The 17815-nt window shown below is 42.8% G+C and carries 16 protein-coding genes; all 16 read right to left on the reverse strand.

What is annotated here, in order from left to right; translation table 11 throughout:
- Positions 1-14 precede the first annotated feature (14 nt).
- The 16 genes from fabV to DXB54_RS00955 all read right to left on the reverse strand — a co-directional run bounded on the left by fabV (position 15) and on the right by DXB54_RS00955 (position 17813).
- On the reverse strand, positions 15-1169 hold the full coding sequence (gene fabV / locus DXB54_RS00880; RefSeq protein WP_021937553.1) for an enoyl-ACP reductase FabV: 1155 nt from the start codon (positions 1167-1169) through the stop codon (positions 15-17).
- Positions 1170-1210: 41 nt separating this feature from the next.
- Positions 1211-2542 carry a replicative DNA helicase gene (gene dnaB / locus DXB54_RS00885; RefSeq protein ID WP_021937552.1) on the reverse strand — a complete coding sequence of 444 codons (1332 nt, stop codon included), beginning with the start codon at positions 2540-2542 and terminating at the stop codon, positions 1211-1213.
- Entirely contained in the window at positions 2542-2994 is a 453-nt protein-coding gene (rplI, locus tag DXB54_RS00890; protein ID WP_118693979.1) for a 50S ribosomal protein L9, read from the reverse strand. The genes dnaB and rplI overlap by 1 nt, the downstream gene beginning before the upstream one ends.
- A 1-nt stretch (position 2995) precedes the next feature.
- Positions 2996-5083 (reverse strand): DHH family phosphoesterase, encoded by a 2088-nt coding sequence (locus DXB54_RS00895; RefSeq protein WP_118693980.1) that lies wholly within the window; start codon positions 5081-5083, stop codon positions 2996-2998.
- Positions 5084-5178: 95 nt separating this feature from the next.
- Positions 5179-6009: a sensor histidine kinase gene (locus DXB54_RS00900; RefSeq protein ID WP_118693981.1), complete on the reverse strand. Its 831-nt coding sequence runs from the start codon at positions 6007-6009 to the stop codon at positions 5179-5181.
- A complete protein-coding gene (locus DXB54_RS00905; protein WP_118693982.1) occupies positions 6006-6791 on the reverse strand; it encodes a LytR/AlgR family response regulator transcription factor in 786 nt (261 codons plus the stop codon). Before DXB54_RS00905 ends, DXB54_RS00900 begins: the two co-directional genes overlap by 4 nt.
- A 54-nt stretch (positions 6792-6845) precedes the next feature.
- Positions 6846-7118, reverse strand: a complete 273-nt coding sequence (locus DXB54_RS00910; protein WP_118693983.1) for a helix-turn-helix domain-containing protein — start codon at positions 7116-7118, stop codon at positions 6846-6848.
- A 256-nt stretch (positions 7119-7374) separates the two neighbouring features.
- Complete coding sequence (locus tag DXB54_RS00915) at positions 7375-8331, reverse strand: glycosyltransferase family 2 protein (RefSeq protein WP_118693984.1); 957 nt, start codon at positions 8329-8331, stop codon at positions 7375-7377.
- 1 nt (position 8332) lies between these two features.
- Positions 8333-9397 carry a glycosyltransferase family 2 protein gene (locus tag DXB54_RS00920; RefSeq protein WP_021937419.1) on the reverse strand — a complete coding sequence of 355 codons (1065 nt, stop codon included), beginning with the start codon at positions 9395-9397 and terminating at the stop codon, positions 8333-8335.
- Positions 9398-9433: 36 nt separating this feature from the next.
- Positions 9434-10531, reverse strand: coding sequence for a UDP-galactopyranose mutase (glf, locus tag DXB54_RS00925; RefSeq protein ID WP_021937418.1), 1098 nt, complete (start codon positions 10529-10531; stop codon positions 9434-9436).
- 74 nt (positions 10532-10605) lie between these two features.
- Complete coding sequence (locus DXB54_RS00930; RefSeq protein WP_021937417.1) at positions 10606-11736, reverse strand: glycosyltransferase; 1131 nt, start codon at positions 11734-11736, stop codon at positions 10606-10608.
- A gap of 33 nt (positions 11737-11769) precedes the next feature.
- On the reverse strand, positions 11770-12717 hold the full coding sequence (locus DXB54_RS00935) for a glycosyltransferase family 2 protein (protein ID WP_118693985.1): 948 nt from the start codon (positions 12715-12717) through the stop codon (positions 11770-11772).
- Between the two features lie 84 nt (positions 12718-12801).
- Positions 12802-14043: a nucleotide sugar dehydrogenase gene (locus tag DXB54_RS00940; RefSeq protein ID WP_118693986.1), complete on the reverse strand. Its 1242-nt coding sequence runs from the start codon at positions 14041-14043 to the stop codon at positions 12802-12804.
- Positions 14044-14101: 58 nt separating this feature from the next.
- Positions 14102-15109, reverse strand: a complete 1008-nt coding sequence (locus DXB54_RS00945) for a glycosyltransferase family 2 protein (protein ID WP_118693987.1) — start codon at positions 15107-15109, stop codon at positions 14102-14104.
- Positions 15110-15296: 187 nt separating this feature from the next.
- Complete coding sequence (locus DXB54_RS00950) at positions 15297-16652, reverse strand: glucose-6-phosphate isomerase (protein ID WP_118693988.1); 1356 nt, start codon at positions 16650-16652, stop codon at positions 15297-15299.
- Positions 16653-16787: 135 nt separating this feature from the next.
- Positions 16788-17813, reverse strand: coding sequence for a polysaccharide deacetylase family protein (locus DXB54_RS00955; RefSeq protein ID WP_021937412.1), 1026 nt, complete (start codon positions 17811-17813; stop codon positions 16788-16790).
- Positions 17814-17815 lie beyond the last annotated feature (2 nt).

The following is a 17815-nucleotide window of genomic DNA, read 5'->3' on the forward strand; positions in this document are numbered from 1 at the left end:
ATTATATTTATTAACTACATAATATCCACATCTGCTGAGTAGTCCACACCGTCGATCTTGAAACCGAACATGTTGTAGAAGTCCTCCCAGTAGCCGTCTATATCAGCGATCTCCTTAACATTGTCATTTGAAACTGTATCCCAACGCTCGGCAACAACACTCTGAACATCGTCTCTCATCTCCCAGTCATCCATGCGGACAAATCCATTCTCATCAACCTGGCTGTCATCAAGGATCTTGTCCATGAAGAGTCTCTGCATTTGCTCAATACAGCCCTCATGAAGTCCCTTGTCCTTCATTACCTTGTAGAGAAGTGTAATGTAAAGAGGTACAATAGGAATGGCTGCACTTGACTGTGTTACCAGTGCCTTATTTATAGCAACCTTAGCCTTTATCTGTGGCCATCTCTCATTTATAATGTCGCAGGACTTGTAGAGATCCTTCTTGGCCTGTCCGATAGAGCCCTCTGCATAGATAGGGAATGTGATCTTTGGACCTATGTATGAATAAGCAACTGTGATAACCTTGTCAGCAAGAACTCCTGCGTCGTTAAGCGCCTTCATCCAGTCTATCCAGTCCTCACCACCCATAACCTTTATTGTGGCATTTATCTCTTCCTCTGTAGCTGATGAAATATGTGCTTCTGTGATGGTATTGTCCTTTAACACAAGAGTCTTATTTGAATATTCCTCACCTACAGTCTTAAGAACTGATGTGTATCTTGTGCCGTCAGGCATTGTCCTTCTTGGTGCTGCAAGACTGTACACGATCATATCTACCTTGCCCAGGTCTTCCTTGATGGTGTTGATAACCTGCTCCTTAATCTCCACTGAGAATGCATCGCCGTTTATTGACTTGGCATAGAGACCATCCTTATGTGCCTGCTCCTCAAATGCTCTCGTATTGTAGAAGCCTGCTGACGCTGTACGACGTCCGTTTGACTCCTTCTCAAACATAACTCCGAGAGTATCTGCACCGTAACCATATGCCACAGAAATTCTTGAAGCAAGACCATAACCTGTGGAAGCACCGATAACAAGTACCTTCTTAGGTCCCTCTGCCTTGCCCTTGCTCTTGACATATTCAATCTGGTTCTTAACATTTGCGGCACATCCTACGGGATGAGCTGTTGTACATATAAAATCTTTCACTCTTGGTTCTACTACCATTTTTGTTCTCCTTCTTACTTCATGTTCTATGTATGAGCCGTTTAGTGCTCTTTATTTGCAAATTTCGTGTAATCCTGAAGCCATACCAGTTCCACGGAACCTACGGAACCCTTTCTCTGTTTAGCTATGATTATATCCGCGATTCCCTTCTTCTCGGTGTCCGGATTGTAGTAATCATCTCTGTAAATGAACATTACCACGTCGGCGTCCTGCTCTATGGCACCGGACTCTCGGAGATCCGCCAGCACAGGCTTGTGATCCGGTCTTGAGTCAACGGCTCGGTTAAGCTGTGACAGTGCGATAACAGGAACATCCAGCTCCCTTGCCAGAACCTTCAGGGATCTCGACATGTCTGAGATAAACTGCTGTCTCGACTCCACATGCTTTGTGGTACTCATCAACTGCAGGTAATCGATTATAATAAGGCTGAGATCATTGTTCTGCTTCAGCTTACGACACTTTGAACGAAGATCCGCAATGGTGATGGCTGAATTGTCATCTATGAAAAGCGGTGCCTCTGCAATAGTCTCCGTACTGTCTGCGATCTTGTCCCACTCGTCCTCAGCAAGCTGTCCTGTCATGATCTTCTGGGAATTGACCAGCGAATCCATGGCTATCATTCTTGTTACAAGCTGTTCCTTTGACATCTCAAGACTGAATATTGCCGTGGTCTTCTTCTTCTTGACCGCAACCTCATGGGCGATATTAAGGACAAATGCTGTCTTACCCATGGCAGGTCTCGCTGCCACAAGAATAAGCTCTGAGCCATGAAGACCTGTAAGCATGTTATCCAGATCAATAAATCCTGTAGGGATACCGGTAACTCTGGTGTTCATCTTGGAAGCCGCCTCTATCTGGTCGATAACATCAATTATGATCTTGTCGATCTGGGTGAAATCACTTCCGCCGTTCCTCTCCTTTATAAGCTGGAACACTCCCTGTTCAGCCTTCTCAAGAAGTCCGTCCACATCATCTGTATCCAGATAACAATCCTTCTCTATATCTTCATTAAGTTTTATCATCTTACGAAGCAGTGACTTATCAGCTACGATCTGAGCATAATATTTCGCATTTGCCGAGGTAGGAACAGAATCAAGTATATCGCCGATATATTTCATTCCGGCGATCTCCTCTGACACGTTATTCTCCTTAAGTCTGTTGGACAGGGTTACTATATCAACAGGCTTGCCCTCTTTGAACAGTGCAGACATATGCTCAAACAGCAGTCCGTACTGGGCATTATAGAAATCATCCTTGGTCAGCATATCATTCACAGTTGCTATGGCATCTCTGTCCATAAGCATTGAACCTATAACTGACTGCTCAGCCTCCATGTTATAAGGCTGCTTTTTTCTTATATAAGCGTCTTCCATCAGGCTTTTCCTTCAACTACATTTACTCTCAGCTCGCCCTGCACCTCAGGATGGAGCTTTATCTTTACTGAAAATGATCCAAGAGACTTGAATGGCTCCTTCAACACGATCTTCTTCTTGTCAATATCATGGTGGAGCTGTGTCTTGATAGCCTCAGCTATTTCCTTTGAGGAAACTGAACCGAAGGCTCTTCCGCCCTCGCCTACCTTAATGGCAACCTCAACCTTCTCCTCCTCAAGCTGCTTTGCAAGAGCCTTTGCTGCCGCAAGGTTCTCTGCTGCCACCTTAGCCTCATGAGCCTTTTTTAACTTGTAATCATTTAAGTTGGCTGGTGTTGCCTCCATTCCAAGCTTTCTTGGGATTATATAATTTCTTGCATGTCCGTCACTGACATTTACCATATCACCCTTCTTACCAAGGGCTTTAACATCCTGAAGTAATATTACTTTCATCTTAAAGATCTCCTTCCTTGTACATCTCTTCCAATATCTGAATCAGCTTCAGCTTGACTGTTGCTGTTGTGGAATTCTTAAATACTGCCGCAGCGATATTTGCATGACCGCCACCGCCCATTTTCTCCATTATTATCTGGACATTTACATCATCTATGGACCTTGCACTGACCTTAACGTCATTTCCCATCTGTGCAACTACAAATGAAGCACGCACACCGGCGATGTTAAGCAGCTCATTTGCAATCTTGGCAACCATTACGACAGGTGACTCAGGTCCATCCTTAGGCTCATACACCGAGACTGCGAATGCTCCAAGGATCATCTCTGCGTTTCTTACACCGTCAGCCCTCTGTCTGTAGGTCTCGATATCACTTCTGAACATCTTCCTTACACGCATAACATCGGCACCGCTTCGCCTTAAGTATGCTGCTGCCTCGAAGGTTCTTACACCGGTCTTTGTAAGGAAATTGTCTGTGTCTATAAGTATTCCTGCATACATTGCGTCTGCCTCTGACGGACGGAGCTTGATCTTCTCGTCCATGTACTGAAGCATTTCCGCCAGCATCTCGCAGGCGGATGAAGCATAAGGCTCCACGTAGGAAAGTGTTGCCTTTGCTATGACGTTCTTGCCCTGTCTGTGATGGTCGAATACAACCACCGTCTTGGCAATGCCTATAAGCTCCTCACACTCGGTGATAGCCGGATTGTTTACATCAACTACAACAAGCATTGTCTCCGGTCGGATAAGCTCCAGAGCCTGGCTGCTGTCTATTATCATATCCGACGGGTAAACACCGTTTCCTGTGAAATTACCAAATATAGGACTTATGGCTGAGGATACTTCATTTATAACGATATGAGCCGGCTTGTTCATGGCTGTTACCATTCTGTACACGCCTATGGCCGAGCCAAATGCATCCATATCCGGATCCTGATGTGCCATTATTATTACATCTTCCTTTGTTTCAAGAAGCTCACGGAACGCCAGAGTCTTAACTCTCGCCTTTACCCTTGTGGACTTCTCTGTTCCCTGGCTCTTGCCACCGTAATATGTTATCCTGTCTGCTGACTTAAGTACAGCCTGGTCACCTCCACGACCAAGGGCAAGCTCCATTGCAGACCTGGCAGCCTCGAAGTTTTCTATGAAGCTGTTGTAATCTGTTCCAAGACTTATACTTAGGGTAAGAGGAAGGTCATTTCCGATATTGATGGCCTTAACCTCATCAAGCAGTGCGAATTTATTCTCCTTAAGCTGCGGAAGATACTTCTGAGGCATTACAAACATGTATTTGTCCTTCTCAAGGGCCTTAACGATGGCGTCAACATTCGCCATGTACTTGTTTATCTTTCTGTCCACCAGAGCGATAAGAAGTGAATGTCTTACTTCCTCAAGATCATCAAATATCTCATCATAGTTGTCAATATAGATGAGACCTGCCACCAGCTTCTGCTCTGTGTTCTCCTTCTTAATCGCATTTATCTCAGTCATGTCAAACATATAGAAAGCAATATACTCATCACTGGTATCCTGTTTCTTGGCTTCGCCCTCCTGAGATGCCCTGTTGTCTCCGATCTCCTCAAGACTCTCATTGTTGGTATTGATCTTTACTGTCTTTATCTCTGCACGATATTCCTTGTCATCATACTCGATATCAAGGTCATTCACGGTGTCTCCCTGAGGAAGCATGTCAAGCTCTATCCCCTCAAACACCTGCATTATATTACTCCTTAGAAGCTTTCTCTTACTGGTTCCGGTTATGCGTGAGAAATCATCATTTACCCACATGAACTTGCCCTTTTTATTAAGAAGAGCATATGGTATAGGGAACTCTTTTAACAGCTCCTTCTGAACCTTTCCATGTTCCATGGCAAATTCAAAGAATGCCTCATCTATGGTGGATCTGTACCGGAAATATGCCATTCCTATAACCGCGATGTAGATAAGGGTACATGCACCTGCGATCACCCCCGGGAATACATCTATAGCAAGAATACATCCTGTCATGATCAAAAATACCGGTATAAGCACCAGAGGTATCTTCAAATATGTCTCATATCTGCTGTCTATCTGTTGTCTTGTATTCATATCTGTGAAATCTCCTTCTCACTATGTATACGCATAGATATTGATATTATAACATTTGGCAAGAGAAAATACTATTATTAAACAATAAAAATTCCTCACATGTACATCATTATGCTCACGGAGAAAACTCCCTTCTCCGCCGTCACATCCATGACCCCCGAGTGAGACCTTACTATCCTTCCCACACTCTTAAGTCCCAGTCCATGCCGGGCTCCTGCTCTGCTCTCCTTGGTGGTGACAAACCCATTATCTCCCCTTATCACGTCACCCAGATAGCTGTTTTTAACAAGGATATAGAGAGCCCCCTTGTGATAAAATATCTTGACCTCTATCCAGGGCCGTTTACCTGCAACATCATCTGGCAGGTCTACATTCTGCCACCCTGCAGCATCATCTGGCAGGGCTGCATTTTTCTCTCCCACCATGTCCTTCACTGCCCTCAGTGCATTTTCAAAAAGATTTCCTATAACGGTGTTGAATTCCTGTCTCCCATAATCCCAGTCCTTTGGAAGCTGTATATCACAGACAACCGCCGCCCCTAGCCTCCTGGCTCTGGCTATAAAGATATCCACCACACTGCTTATGCCTGCGTACTCTGTTACATTTCTCTTTCTGGTATCCTCCACCATTTCCCTGACGCCCTCCAGATAATGAAGCACCTGATTTCTGGAACCACAGTATGCCAGTCTTTCGATCTCATTTATATGATGGATGAAGTCATGCCTTACTATACTCATCTCCGCCTGAAGCTCCACATTATCCTTAAGCTCCCGGCGGTAATCCTCCACATTATCCTTAAGGTCATGATTACTCTGCCTCAATTCCCGGTTCTTCATCTTCATCCGTAATATATGCATGATGAAACAGCAATCAAGAAGCATATTGGCATATAATATCATCCACCAGCCGCACCCCATTGCTATCATCGTACCTCCCTTCCGGAAGGCAGTATTTCTGTATTTCCCGGTTCGTCCAGTCCGGTAGTCAGTCTGCCTGCACTTCTCAGTTCGTCTGCCATAAGCTGCCGCTTAAAGGCACTGCGTCTGGAACGGCTCACCGGCAGAGTGATCTCATTTGTCATTGTAACCTGCCCCGCCCTATTAAATTTTATGTGTTCTCTGTTGATTATATAGGATTTGTGGATATGGCTGAATGAACCGGGAAGCCTCACAAGGGAGTCCTCCAGTCTGCCATAATACCTGTAGATCAGTTTGTCCACAGTATAGACTTTGACGATCTTCCGATCACTTTCAAAATAGATAATATCTCCGAAACGTATATTAAAGCTGCCCTCCCTGTTCCGGACGGGAAAGCACTGCCTGTCCTCAAGATAGTAATTGTATGAATCACATATAGTACTCACCAATTCCATCCGTCCCAGTGGCTTCACAAGAAACCTCATGGGTCTTACAGCAAATAACTCCATGGTCCTGCCAACATCCGATGAAATATATGCTATCTGTAATGTCCTGCACTTCATCATCCTTATGATGCTTCCGATCTCCACTCCGTCAATATCCGGCAGCATTATATCTAAAAAAAGCAGATCCATTAAATGGCCCTGCTGCAAATACTTTATTAAATCTCTCCCCGAATAAAAGACCTCTATATCAACCCTGTTACCGAACTGGCAGCATATGCTTGCTATCTCTGTCTCAAGCATACTGCAGGTTGACAGCTCATCATCACAAATCCCAATAAAAAACACTTTTTCTCCCCCTAATAGTATCCGGGATCGTGATGTCTTACATATCAGTACAGACTATTGTTCCTCCCTGCTATTCAGCATATGCATTTCTAACAACCTTGTTTCCTCTACTCCAAGAGCATCTGATATATTAAACAACACGTCCATGGACATTCCTCTTACAATATTCGGAGCCTCGATGGCTGCAAGATGCTCTCTGCTTATATTCAGCTGCTCTGCAAGATCGCTCTGGGTCATACCTCTCATCTTTCTGTAATAAGCAATATTCAATCCAAGGATCCTGTATTTTTGTTTTACTCTGTAATTTTCTGAATTAGTGCTATCCATACGTTTCTCCTCCATAGATGAAATTCTACAAAGATTGTTACCCGACATAAACAGGTTTACAGATAACTTTTGTAATTCTCCAGATAACGCACAAGAGAGCCGCAGTAATCGGCTGCAGCTCTCTTGTGTTAAAGACAATTCATGGAATAATACACCATATCCATATCCTCAGATACCGTGATGTGTCCCTGTCCTCATCTATATATATTATATTTTCATGCAAATAATCTTCATACGTCATTCAGGTTATACTGAATTACTTCTCTCCAATAAGCTCAAGGTAATCAGCATACTCACCCTTGTTATAGAAATAGCTCTCCGGCTTTCCCTTTATACCAAGGCTTTCAAACCACTCATCCACCAGCTTCTCCCTTAACATTGTATGGGTCGGCTCTGCCAGTGTCCTCAGGTTCCACAATGAGAAGTGCAGGGCATAATTGATATAATCCTGCTCCAGCTCCCAGTATATGTTCTCAGCCACAAGCCTGTCCCTCAAGGCTGTCAGTGCGTCGTAGAAGCAATGCCATGACTTCTCCCTCGTAACAGACAATGACTCCTTGCCACCACGTCTCTGGTGGGCAAGCACCTTATCATTTACAGTGATCTTCTTGGCAAGAACCAATGCGGAGAATACAAACAACAGGTCATTTGTAGTACGCTGCTCCTGGAAGTACAGATCATGTGCCTTGACAAATTCTGTCCTGTATAACTTGTCCCATGCCCAACCTACAAATACCTTGAATACATTGTCTGTAAGCTCTCTGTGGGTAAATGGCATATACGGTGGCACATGCTTTTTATTAAGCACCCACGGATTTCTGATGAACTCATCCTTGTCCATGTAATAGGTATCAGATCCAAATACCACAAAGTCTGCATTTACTTCCTCAATGCTCTTCAATGCTTCCTCCACCATGTCCGGCTCGAAGAAATCATCGGAATCAAGGAACAGGAGATACTCTCCCTTTGCAGCACGGAGTCCTGTATTTCTCGCAGCACCGGCTCCGGCATTTTTTTGTTCAATAAGGACTATCCTGTCGTCTTTCTCTGCCCAACGTCTGCATACATCTATGGATCCATCATTCGACTCGTCATCCACAAGTATTATCTCTATATTCTTTTCTGTCTGTGCACATACGCTCTCAATACATTTATCAAGGTACTTCACCACGTTGTACACAGGAATTATTATTGACACTTTCTTAGAATACATACTACCTGCCCTTTCTCAAAGACATAACCTTCAATATGCCACGTTTAACAGGCTTCGGAATATAAGGAACGATCTTTCTGAAGAACTTCGCCGAACGAAGGGTATCATAGTAGCTGTTCACATTCTTTATCAGGCTGTTGATCTTGTTCCATTCCAGCTCGCTGAACACATCCTTGCTCAGCTCGCCCTTATCCCTTGCACGCTTAAATTCCAACTGCATACGGGTCAGGTATTCCTTCTTGTACTCATCCCCGATTCTCTGGAAGGTGAACATATAGTTCATATATTTCTTGTACCAGTAAACATATTTGAACTTCTCCCATACCTCTCTGTCACGCATGAGAAGTGCCCTGATATAGTCATGCTCAATGTTCATGCAGTATACCTTGGTCTTACTCATAACAGAGGAATTAGGATTATCTCTTCTGTTTCTGTAATATGGCTTGTCAACGATCATGGCTCTTCTTGCATATGCAAATGTCTGGAAGAAGAAACCATTGTCCTGAAATGAGGCTCCCGGTGTCTCATTGTGTCTTATATGAAACTCCTCTATGAAAGCTCTCTTATATATTCCGGTCCAGGTATTCAATGTGAACTTCACACACATAGGATCATCACATGGATGAAGAATTATGTTGTACTTATTGAAGTTCTTGCCTATCTTCTCAAGGGTAAGATTTTCCTCACCATTTTCATTCCTGGTAAATCTGTAGAAATCCGCCTTAACGAAATCCAGATCATTCTTCACAGCTATATCATAAAGTTCACCGTACATCTCAGGTACTACATAATCATCAGGCTCAAGTATACCGATATACTCGCCTGTAGCTGCGTCAAGTCCCTTGTTCATAGCCTTGCCGTAACCGCCGTTAGGGCCTGTGATCACCACTATCCTGTTATCACGGGCTTCATATTCTCTTATAATGTCAAGAGAAGAATCTGTAGAGCCGTCATTTACACATATGATCTCTATATCAGAAAGGGTCTGTCCGCATACGCTGTCCAGAGCTTCTCTTAAATAATTTTCCACATTAAATATTGGAAGGATTACAGAAACCTTAGCCATATAAAATACTCCTTAACAAAACGTCAGCCCGGTTTATTACTTAATAGCCTCTGCTGCCTTAAGTGCTGATTCTATTACCTTATCCATATCGTAATACTTGTACTCTGCAAGACGTCCGCCGAATACTACATCTGCCTCTTTCTCGCCAAGCTCCTGATACTTCTTATAAAGAGCAGCATTCTTCTCATCATTTACAGGGTAGTAAGGCTCCATGCCCTCTGTCCACTCTGTTGAGTATTCCTTTGAAATTACAGTCTTAGGCTGTGTTCCAAATTCAAAATGCTTGTGCTCGATAATTCTTGTATATGGTGTCTCTCTGTCCGTATAGTTCATAACAGCAACACCCTGATAGTTCTCCTTGTCAAGAACCTCTGTCTCAAATCTTACGGTTCTGTACTCAAGCTTGCCGAGGCTGTAGCCGAAGTACTCATCTATAGGACCTGTATAAACAATGGTCTCTCCAAGCTCGTCGTAGTGTGCCTTGTTCTCAAGATAATCAACGCCTGTCTCAATGTCACAGCCCTCAAAGAGCTTGTCAATGATAACATTATAGCCTCCGATAGGGATACCCTGATACAGATCGTTAAAGTAGTTGTTGTCATATATAAATCTTACAGGAAGTCTCTTGATTATGAACGCAGGAAGATCCTTGCAGTCTCTTCCCCACTGCTTCTCTGTGTAGCCCTTAACAAGCTTCTCGTATATATCAGTTCCCACAAGGCTGATGGCCTGCTCCTCAAGGTTCTTAGGCTCACCTGTTATAACCTTCTTCTGCTCATCGATTATAGCCTTTGCCTCTTCAGGTGTGGATATTCCCCACATCTTGCTGAAGGTGTTCATGTTGAACGGAAGGTTGTATGTTTCACCCTTGTAATTTGCAACAGGGCTGTTTGTATATCTGTTAAACTCACAGAGACTGTTTACATAGTCCCATATCTTTCTATTGCTGGTATGGAAGATATGGGCGCCATACTTGTGGACATGTATTCCTTCCACGTCCTCACAGTACACATTTCCACCTATGTGGTCTCTCTTCTCCACAACCAGTACTGACTTTCCTTTTTTTCTTGCCTCATAGGCATATACACCGGAAAATAATCCGCTTCCTACCATTACATAATCGTATTTCTTCATGTGTTTGTACTCCTTCTTCTTACATCAGCAATCTATAGTCTGCTTCAGCTCTTAAGCATTAAACATCAAATGTCTTATTTATTTCTTTTAACTCTTCTCTTAATGGCACATGGAACCTTCATGATGGCACGTCCAACCTTGTAGGTTGTAGAGCCCTTAATGTCATTAAGCTCTCTTTTTGCTGATGAAAGCTCCTTCTGAAGCTTCTTCGCGTCTCCATTACCGCTGTTTAAAACATAGAGAGTATAATAATCGTCAGGATTATCCATGATTATTGTGAGTCTGCTCCACTCAAGAGGACTGAAGGTCTCCTGGCTGAACTCACCCTGTGAATATGCACGCTTGAACTCCTTGCTCATTCTGTGCACATACTCTCTCTTAAACTCATCACCAATTCTGTTTATTGTGAATATGCAGTTCTGGTATTTCTTCCAGCTATACATATCCTTAAATGTCTCCCATATTTCCTTATCCTTCATAAGGTAATCCTTGATGAAGTCGTACTCAACATTTACACAGTAAACCTTCTCCCTGTTCTTTACGGAAGAATTTGGGTTATCCCTTCTGTTTCTGTAGTAAGGCTTGTTGATTATCATGGCTCTCTCTGCACGGACTGTTGTCTGGAAGAAGAAGCCGTTATCCTGGAATGAAGCTCCGGGAGTCTCATTGTGTCTGATGTGGTACTTCTCCAACATGGCCCTCTTATATATACCGCTCCAGGTGTTCATAACAAACTTTATGAGACTTGGATCCTGGTTTGGATGAAGCAACTCGCCATATCTCTCCTTCTTAGAATCAAGAGGAACATAAGTCATGCTCATGTCACCCTTCTCATTTCTTCCAAATCTGTAGAAGTCAGCCTTTACAATGTCAAGATCCTTCTCCTTTGCAATATTATAGAGATCCTCAAACATTGTAAGAGCCACATAATCGTCAGGCTCAACTATACCAACATACTCTCCTGTAGCAGCATCAAGACCCTTGTTCATAGCCTTGCCATAACCGCCGTTAGGACCTGTGATGACTACAATCCTGTCATCCTTTGCTGCATATTCATTTATAATATCAAGTGAATCATCTGTAGAACCATCATTTACACAGATTATCTCTATATCCTTTAATGTCTGTCTGACAACACTGTCAAGACACTCGTGCAGATACTCAGACACGTTATATATAGGTAAAATAATCGAAACCTTACTCATTCCCCATTGCTCCTTTGTACATATTCTAATTCCTTATAATTTCATCAATGCCGCATACTGTTCATATTCCTTCTTATTGTAGAAATATGACGCCGGCTTACCCTTTATACCTAATTCTTCAAACCACTCTTCCTTGAGCTTCTTCTCAAGCATTGTATGAGTAGGTTCAGCCAGGGAATTAAGATTCCACAGCGAAAAATGCAGCGCATAATTCACATAGTCCTTCTCAAGCTCCCAGTAAATATCTTCCTTTACAAGTCTTGCCTTAAGTGCCTTTAATGCCTCATAGAAGCACTGCCATGACTTCTCTCTGGTCACTGAGAGTGAAGCACCGCCGCCTCGTCTCTGATGAGCCAGAACTCTGTCATTTATGGCTATCCTCTTGGCCACCACCAGTGCAGAGAATACAAACAGCATATCATTTGATGTTCTCTGTTCCTGGAACCACAGGTCATGCTCAAGCACAAACTGTCTGTTGTAGAGCTTGTCCCATGCCCAGCCTACAAATGTCTTAAATACATTGTCTGTAAGCTGTCTGTATGAAAATGGCATATATGGTGGAATATCCTTCTTTCTGAGTACCCATGGGACCTCCACAAATTTCTGGGTGTCCATATGATACTGGTCTGAATTAAATACCACGAAATCTGCCTTGTACTTCTCAGCCTTATTGTATGCCTCCTCCAGCATATCCGGCTCAAAGAAATCATCAGAATCAAGGAATGAAAGGTAATCTCCCGTAGCATTCCTTAATCCGTTGTTTCTTGCAGCACCGGCACCGCCATTTGCCTGCTTTATGATCTTTATTCTATTGTCCTGTGCCGCATATTCCTCAAGGATGGACAGAGAGCTGTCGGTGGAACCATCGTCCACACAGATTATCTCTATATCCTTAAGTGTCTGCTTTAACACACTTTCTATACACTGTCTCAGATAATCTTCCACATTATAAACCGGAATAACTACTGATACCTTAGCCATGGTAACCTCCTGCCGTGAAACCTGAACAAACCTTACCGGTCTGTCAATCATCCGTATACCGATCCTATATCAGGGACTTTTTAATTAGTCCCTTGTGTATAAGTCTCTTGTGTATACCTTATCCTCAACGTCATCAAGCTCATCTGCCATTCTGTTGGCAATGATAACATCACTCACCTTCTTGAACTCATCAAGATCTCTGATGACCTTGCTTCCGAAGAATACATCCTCCTTAAGTGTTGGCTCGAATATAACGACCTCAACACCCTTGGCCTTGATCCTCTTCATAACGCCCTGGATAGAGCTCTGACGGAAGTTATCGGAATTTGCCTTCATTGTAAGTCTGTAGATACCGATGACACAATCCTTGCCAGGTGTGCCGTCTCTTCCTGATGTGCCTGTTCCGTAGTAACCTGCCTTCTCAAGAACTCTCTCTGCAACGAAATCCTTTCTTGTTCTGTTAGACTCAACGATAGCACCCATTATATTGTTAGGAACATCATTGTAATTTGCCAGAAGCTGCTTTGTATCCTTCGGCAGACAATATCCGCCATATCCAAATGAAGGGTTGTTGTAGTGTGAACCGATTCTTGGGTCAAGACATACACCATCGATGATAGACTTTGTATCGAGTCCCTTCATCTCTGCATAAGTATCAAGCTCATTGAAGAATGAAACTCTCATGGCAAGGTAAGTATTTGCAAATAACTTAACAGCCTCAGCCTCTGTTGCTGATGGGAACAGTGTATCAATGTTCTCCTTGATGGCTCCCTGCTTTAACAGCTCTGCAAATGTCACTGCCTTATCCCTAAGATCTTCTCTCTCCTTAGGTACACCTACGATTATTCTTGAAGGATAGAGGTTGTCGTATAAAGCTCTTCCTTCGCGAAGGAACTCAGGTGAGAATACGATATTCATATCAGGGTATCTCTTGCACAGTCCCTCTGTGTATCCTACAGGAACTGTGGACTTTACTACTATAACTGCGTTCTTATTAACCTCTGAAACCAGGTCGATTACCGCCTCAACAGATGAAGTGTCAAAATAATTCTTCTTAGGATCATAGTTTGTAGGTGTTGAGATTATTACATAATCTGCGTCACTGTATGCACTCTTTCCGTCTGTTGTTGCTGTAAGATCAAGATCCTTTGTTGCCAGATACTCCTCGATCTCCTTATCTACGATAGGAGACTTTCTGGCGTTGAGCATTGCAACCTTCTCCTCGATTATATCTACTGCAGTAACCTTGTTGTTCTGTGAAAGAAGTACAGAATTTGAAAGGCCTACATAACCTGTTCCCGCAACTGCGATCTTATACTGTTTCATCGTTTCATTCCTCTTTTCATTAATAGTATATTATCAGTATTAGTTAATTTGCTTCAATTTATTGATTTCTCTTTACCAGCTTATATACAAGATATCCCACCGGCAGGATATTGTAGCCTGTCCGTCTCAACATCCATATGGACTTCTTGCTCACCGCATTATATACATCCGGATATCTGTCAAGAAGCATTTTGTCAAATGTGATCATCTCCTGCTTTATGCCTTTTTTATTCCCAAGGCTTATATATATCTGGAACTGGTTCTCCACTATCTTGGAGATACCCATTGCAAGATAAGTCCTGATACTCTCAGGCGCATCACTGCAGCCGTCATAAAACTTAAGCAGACTCTCAATAACCTTCATATGGTTATCTCTGTTCTTCTGCATACTCCTTATGCTTACGCTCTGCCCTGATCTTCCCAGCCTGTAGCTTGTAACATAAGGCTCGTAAAAAGCCACCTTACGAGCATAAGCCATCGGGAACAGGGTATACTCAAAGTCATCGTAATACCTGAGACTGTCCAGATAGATATTGTGTCCCAGATAAAACTCCCTTTTAAAGGTTATGGCGTGGATCCTTATAAGTTCTGTCTCCGCAGCCACCTTTTCCCAGAGAATTTCCTTCCTTGCATATCTATCATCACTTATACATGGTCTCTTGTCAATAACTTTAAAGCTTCCGTCTGCAACGCACAGGAAACTATTGGCAACCACATCCACATCATGTTCCTCTAAGAACCTGACAAATCCTTTTATTTCAGTAAGATTCATCCAATCATCGGAATCCACCACATGGAAATACTTTCCGGCAACATACTTAACTCCATGATTGATTGCCGATCCATGTCCTCCGTTTTCCTTATTGCACAGCTTGAACATATAAGGATACTTCTCAACATAGGATTCAACCATTTTTTCTGTCCCGTCTGTGGAGCCATCATTTACAATTATGATCTCCAGCTTCTTTCTGGTCTCTGCGTCTGCCCTGACAAATGGTGAGAGACATCTTTCTATATAGTCCTCAGAATTATAAGCAGGCACAATAACTGATAAAATCTTATCCATTATAAATCATGCTCCTTTGAAAAGCCCAATATCACTTCATTATATAATAGTTTCAATATAGTGTCAACGAAGGGAATTTTTATAAACTAAAACAGGATTACCTGTCAATTTCGTCATATAATATGATTTTGACACATAATCCTGTTTTTAACTACTATCTTTAAATATCTTTAATAATATTTTAAATTTACTTGTTGATTCTTGCCAGGAGTTTCTTGCCTAACTCTTCGCTGCCCGGCTTGCCAAGTAATGCAAACATGTTCTTCTTGTAGCTCTCAACACCCGGCTGGTTGAATGGATTTACACCAAGTACATATCCACTTACACCACATGCGAACTCAAATGTGTAGAACAGCTCGCCAAGTGTGAACTCGTCAATTCTGTCTATATCGATCTGGATGATAGGTATTCCGCCATCTGCATGTGCAAGGATGGTTCCGTTCATTGCACTCTTATTTGCAAAGTCAACCGTCTTACCTGCAAGGTAGTTAAGTCCGTCAAGATCTGAGTCCTCAGCCTCCATAACGATCTCGCATGTTGGGTTCTTAACATTGATAACAGTCTCAAAGTGGTTCTGTGAACCCTGCTGGATGAACTGTCCAAGTGAGTGAAGATCTGTTGTGAAGTCTGTAGCTGTTGGGAATAAGCCCTTGCCATCCTTACCCTCACTCTCTCCGTATAACTGCTTCCACCACTCTGATACATAGTGGAGTGCAGGCTCGAAGTTAGCTAAGATCTCTATTGACTTACCCTTGTTGTATAAGATATTTCTTACTGCTGCATACTTCATTGCGTCTGACTCGTCAAAGTCCTGTGCAAGGCAATCCTCTCTTGCTGAAGCAGCACCTTCCATAAGCTTATCAATGTCAGCTCCGCTTACTGCGATAGGAAGAAGACCAACGGCCGTAAGAACTGAGAAACGTCCTCCGACATCATCAGGAACTACAAATGTCTCATAGCCTTCCTCTGTTGCAAGAGTCTTTAATGCTCCCTTTGCCTTATCGGTAGTTGCATATATTCTCTTGGCAGCCTCTTCCTTGCCATACTTCTCAACAAGCTTCTTCTTGAAGATTCTTGCTGCGATACCAGGCTCTGTTGTTGTACCTGACTTTGAGATGATGTTGATAGAGAAGTCTCTGTCGCCGATCACCTGAAGAAGGTGAGCCATGTATGTGCTGCTGATATTGCTTCCTGCATAATAGATCTCAGGAGTCTTTCTGATCTCCTTGCTTACTGAGTTATAAAAGCTATGTCTTAAAGCTTCGATAGCTGCTCTTGCGCCAAGGTATGAACCACCGATACCGATTACTACTAATACATCTGAATCAGCCTGGATCTTAGCTGCAGCCTTTTTAATTCTGGCAAACTCTTCCTTATCATAGTCAACCGGAAGATCAATCCAACCAAGGAAGTCATTTCCTTCACCTGTCTTATTTACGAGAGTTGCCTTTGCTGCTGTAACACACTCGTTCATAGCGGCAATCTCTTCTGCTGTAGCCATAGATGCAGCATTCTTAAAATCGAAACTTACTGTCTTTGCCATTTGTCCTATCTCCTTTGTATTTTTATTATAATAATTTTTTACAATTAATATAAACAATACGCATGCATTCATGCATATTAAATTCGACAGCTTTCATTTTATCAAATGAAAACTTTATTATCAACTGTTTATTTCCTATTTGGTAAACATTTCGTCAAGAGAAGGAAATCTGTACCCCCGGGTTTCCAGATCCGTAAGAACCGTATCAAGAGCTTCCGCATTCGAAGATGACACATTATGCATAAGCACAAACGCACCATTATGATGATATTTTTTGAAATGATCTATAACATAGGAAGCACCGGGCTGCTTGTTCACATCGTAGTCCAGATACGCAATACTCCAGAAAATAGTTCTGTAACCCAAGTCAGAAGCAAGTTGTAATAACTGCTCACTGTACTCTCCACTCGGCGGTCTGAAATACAGATCCATGTCGTAGCCCGTAGCTTCCTTCATATATTCTTCACAATCCCGCAATTCCTTTATCTGTTTTTCCACAGAGATCTCCGGCATGGACGGATGTGTAACCGTGTGATTTCCCACCTGATGGCCTTCCTCTTTCATTCTCTTTACAATCTCGGCATTGTCCCTAATATAGGTCTGGGTGACAAAGAAACACGCCTTTGCATTGTGCTTCTTTAACATATCAAGAATCTGCTCCGTGTAACCATTTTCATAGCCGCAGTCAAAAGTGAAATACATGACCTTTTCCGTCTCATCTACATCTCTGTCCACATAGTAGCCCTCATATTTCTCTATAGGTATCTGATCATCACAGCCGCTCTGTCCGTGATCAGAATTTCTTTTTATGTACCAGGAATATTTCTTGTGGGACAGACTGTCATAGTCCCTGTAATCCTGGATATCCTTCCGGGGCAGTGCCTCAGTTGAAGTCTCCCCCTCGTCCCCTGACGTGACGTCATCTCCGTCTCTGTCACTGTCAGTACATGTGGCAGTGCTGTTATCACCCCGATGGTTCCCGTTTCCACATCCCGCAAGACAGCTTATAAGCCATACCACAAGAAGTATCACCACCAATGCAATACCAACACCCACAAAATATGTGTCTCTCCCGGGTTTTATACCGGCACCATGTCTGGTGACCACCACATATTTATTTAAACGTCTGCCTATACTTCTGCTTAATGATTTTCCTTTCAACT

The sequence above is a fragment of the Coprococcus sp. OM04-5BH genome (assembly GCF_003482105.1).
Lineage (GTDB): Bacteria > Bacillota > Clostridia > Lachnospirales > Lachnospiraceae > Coprococcus.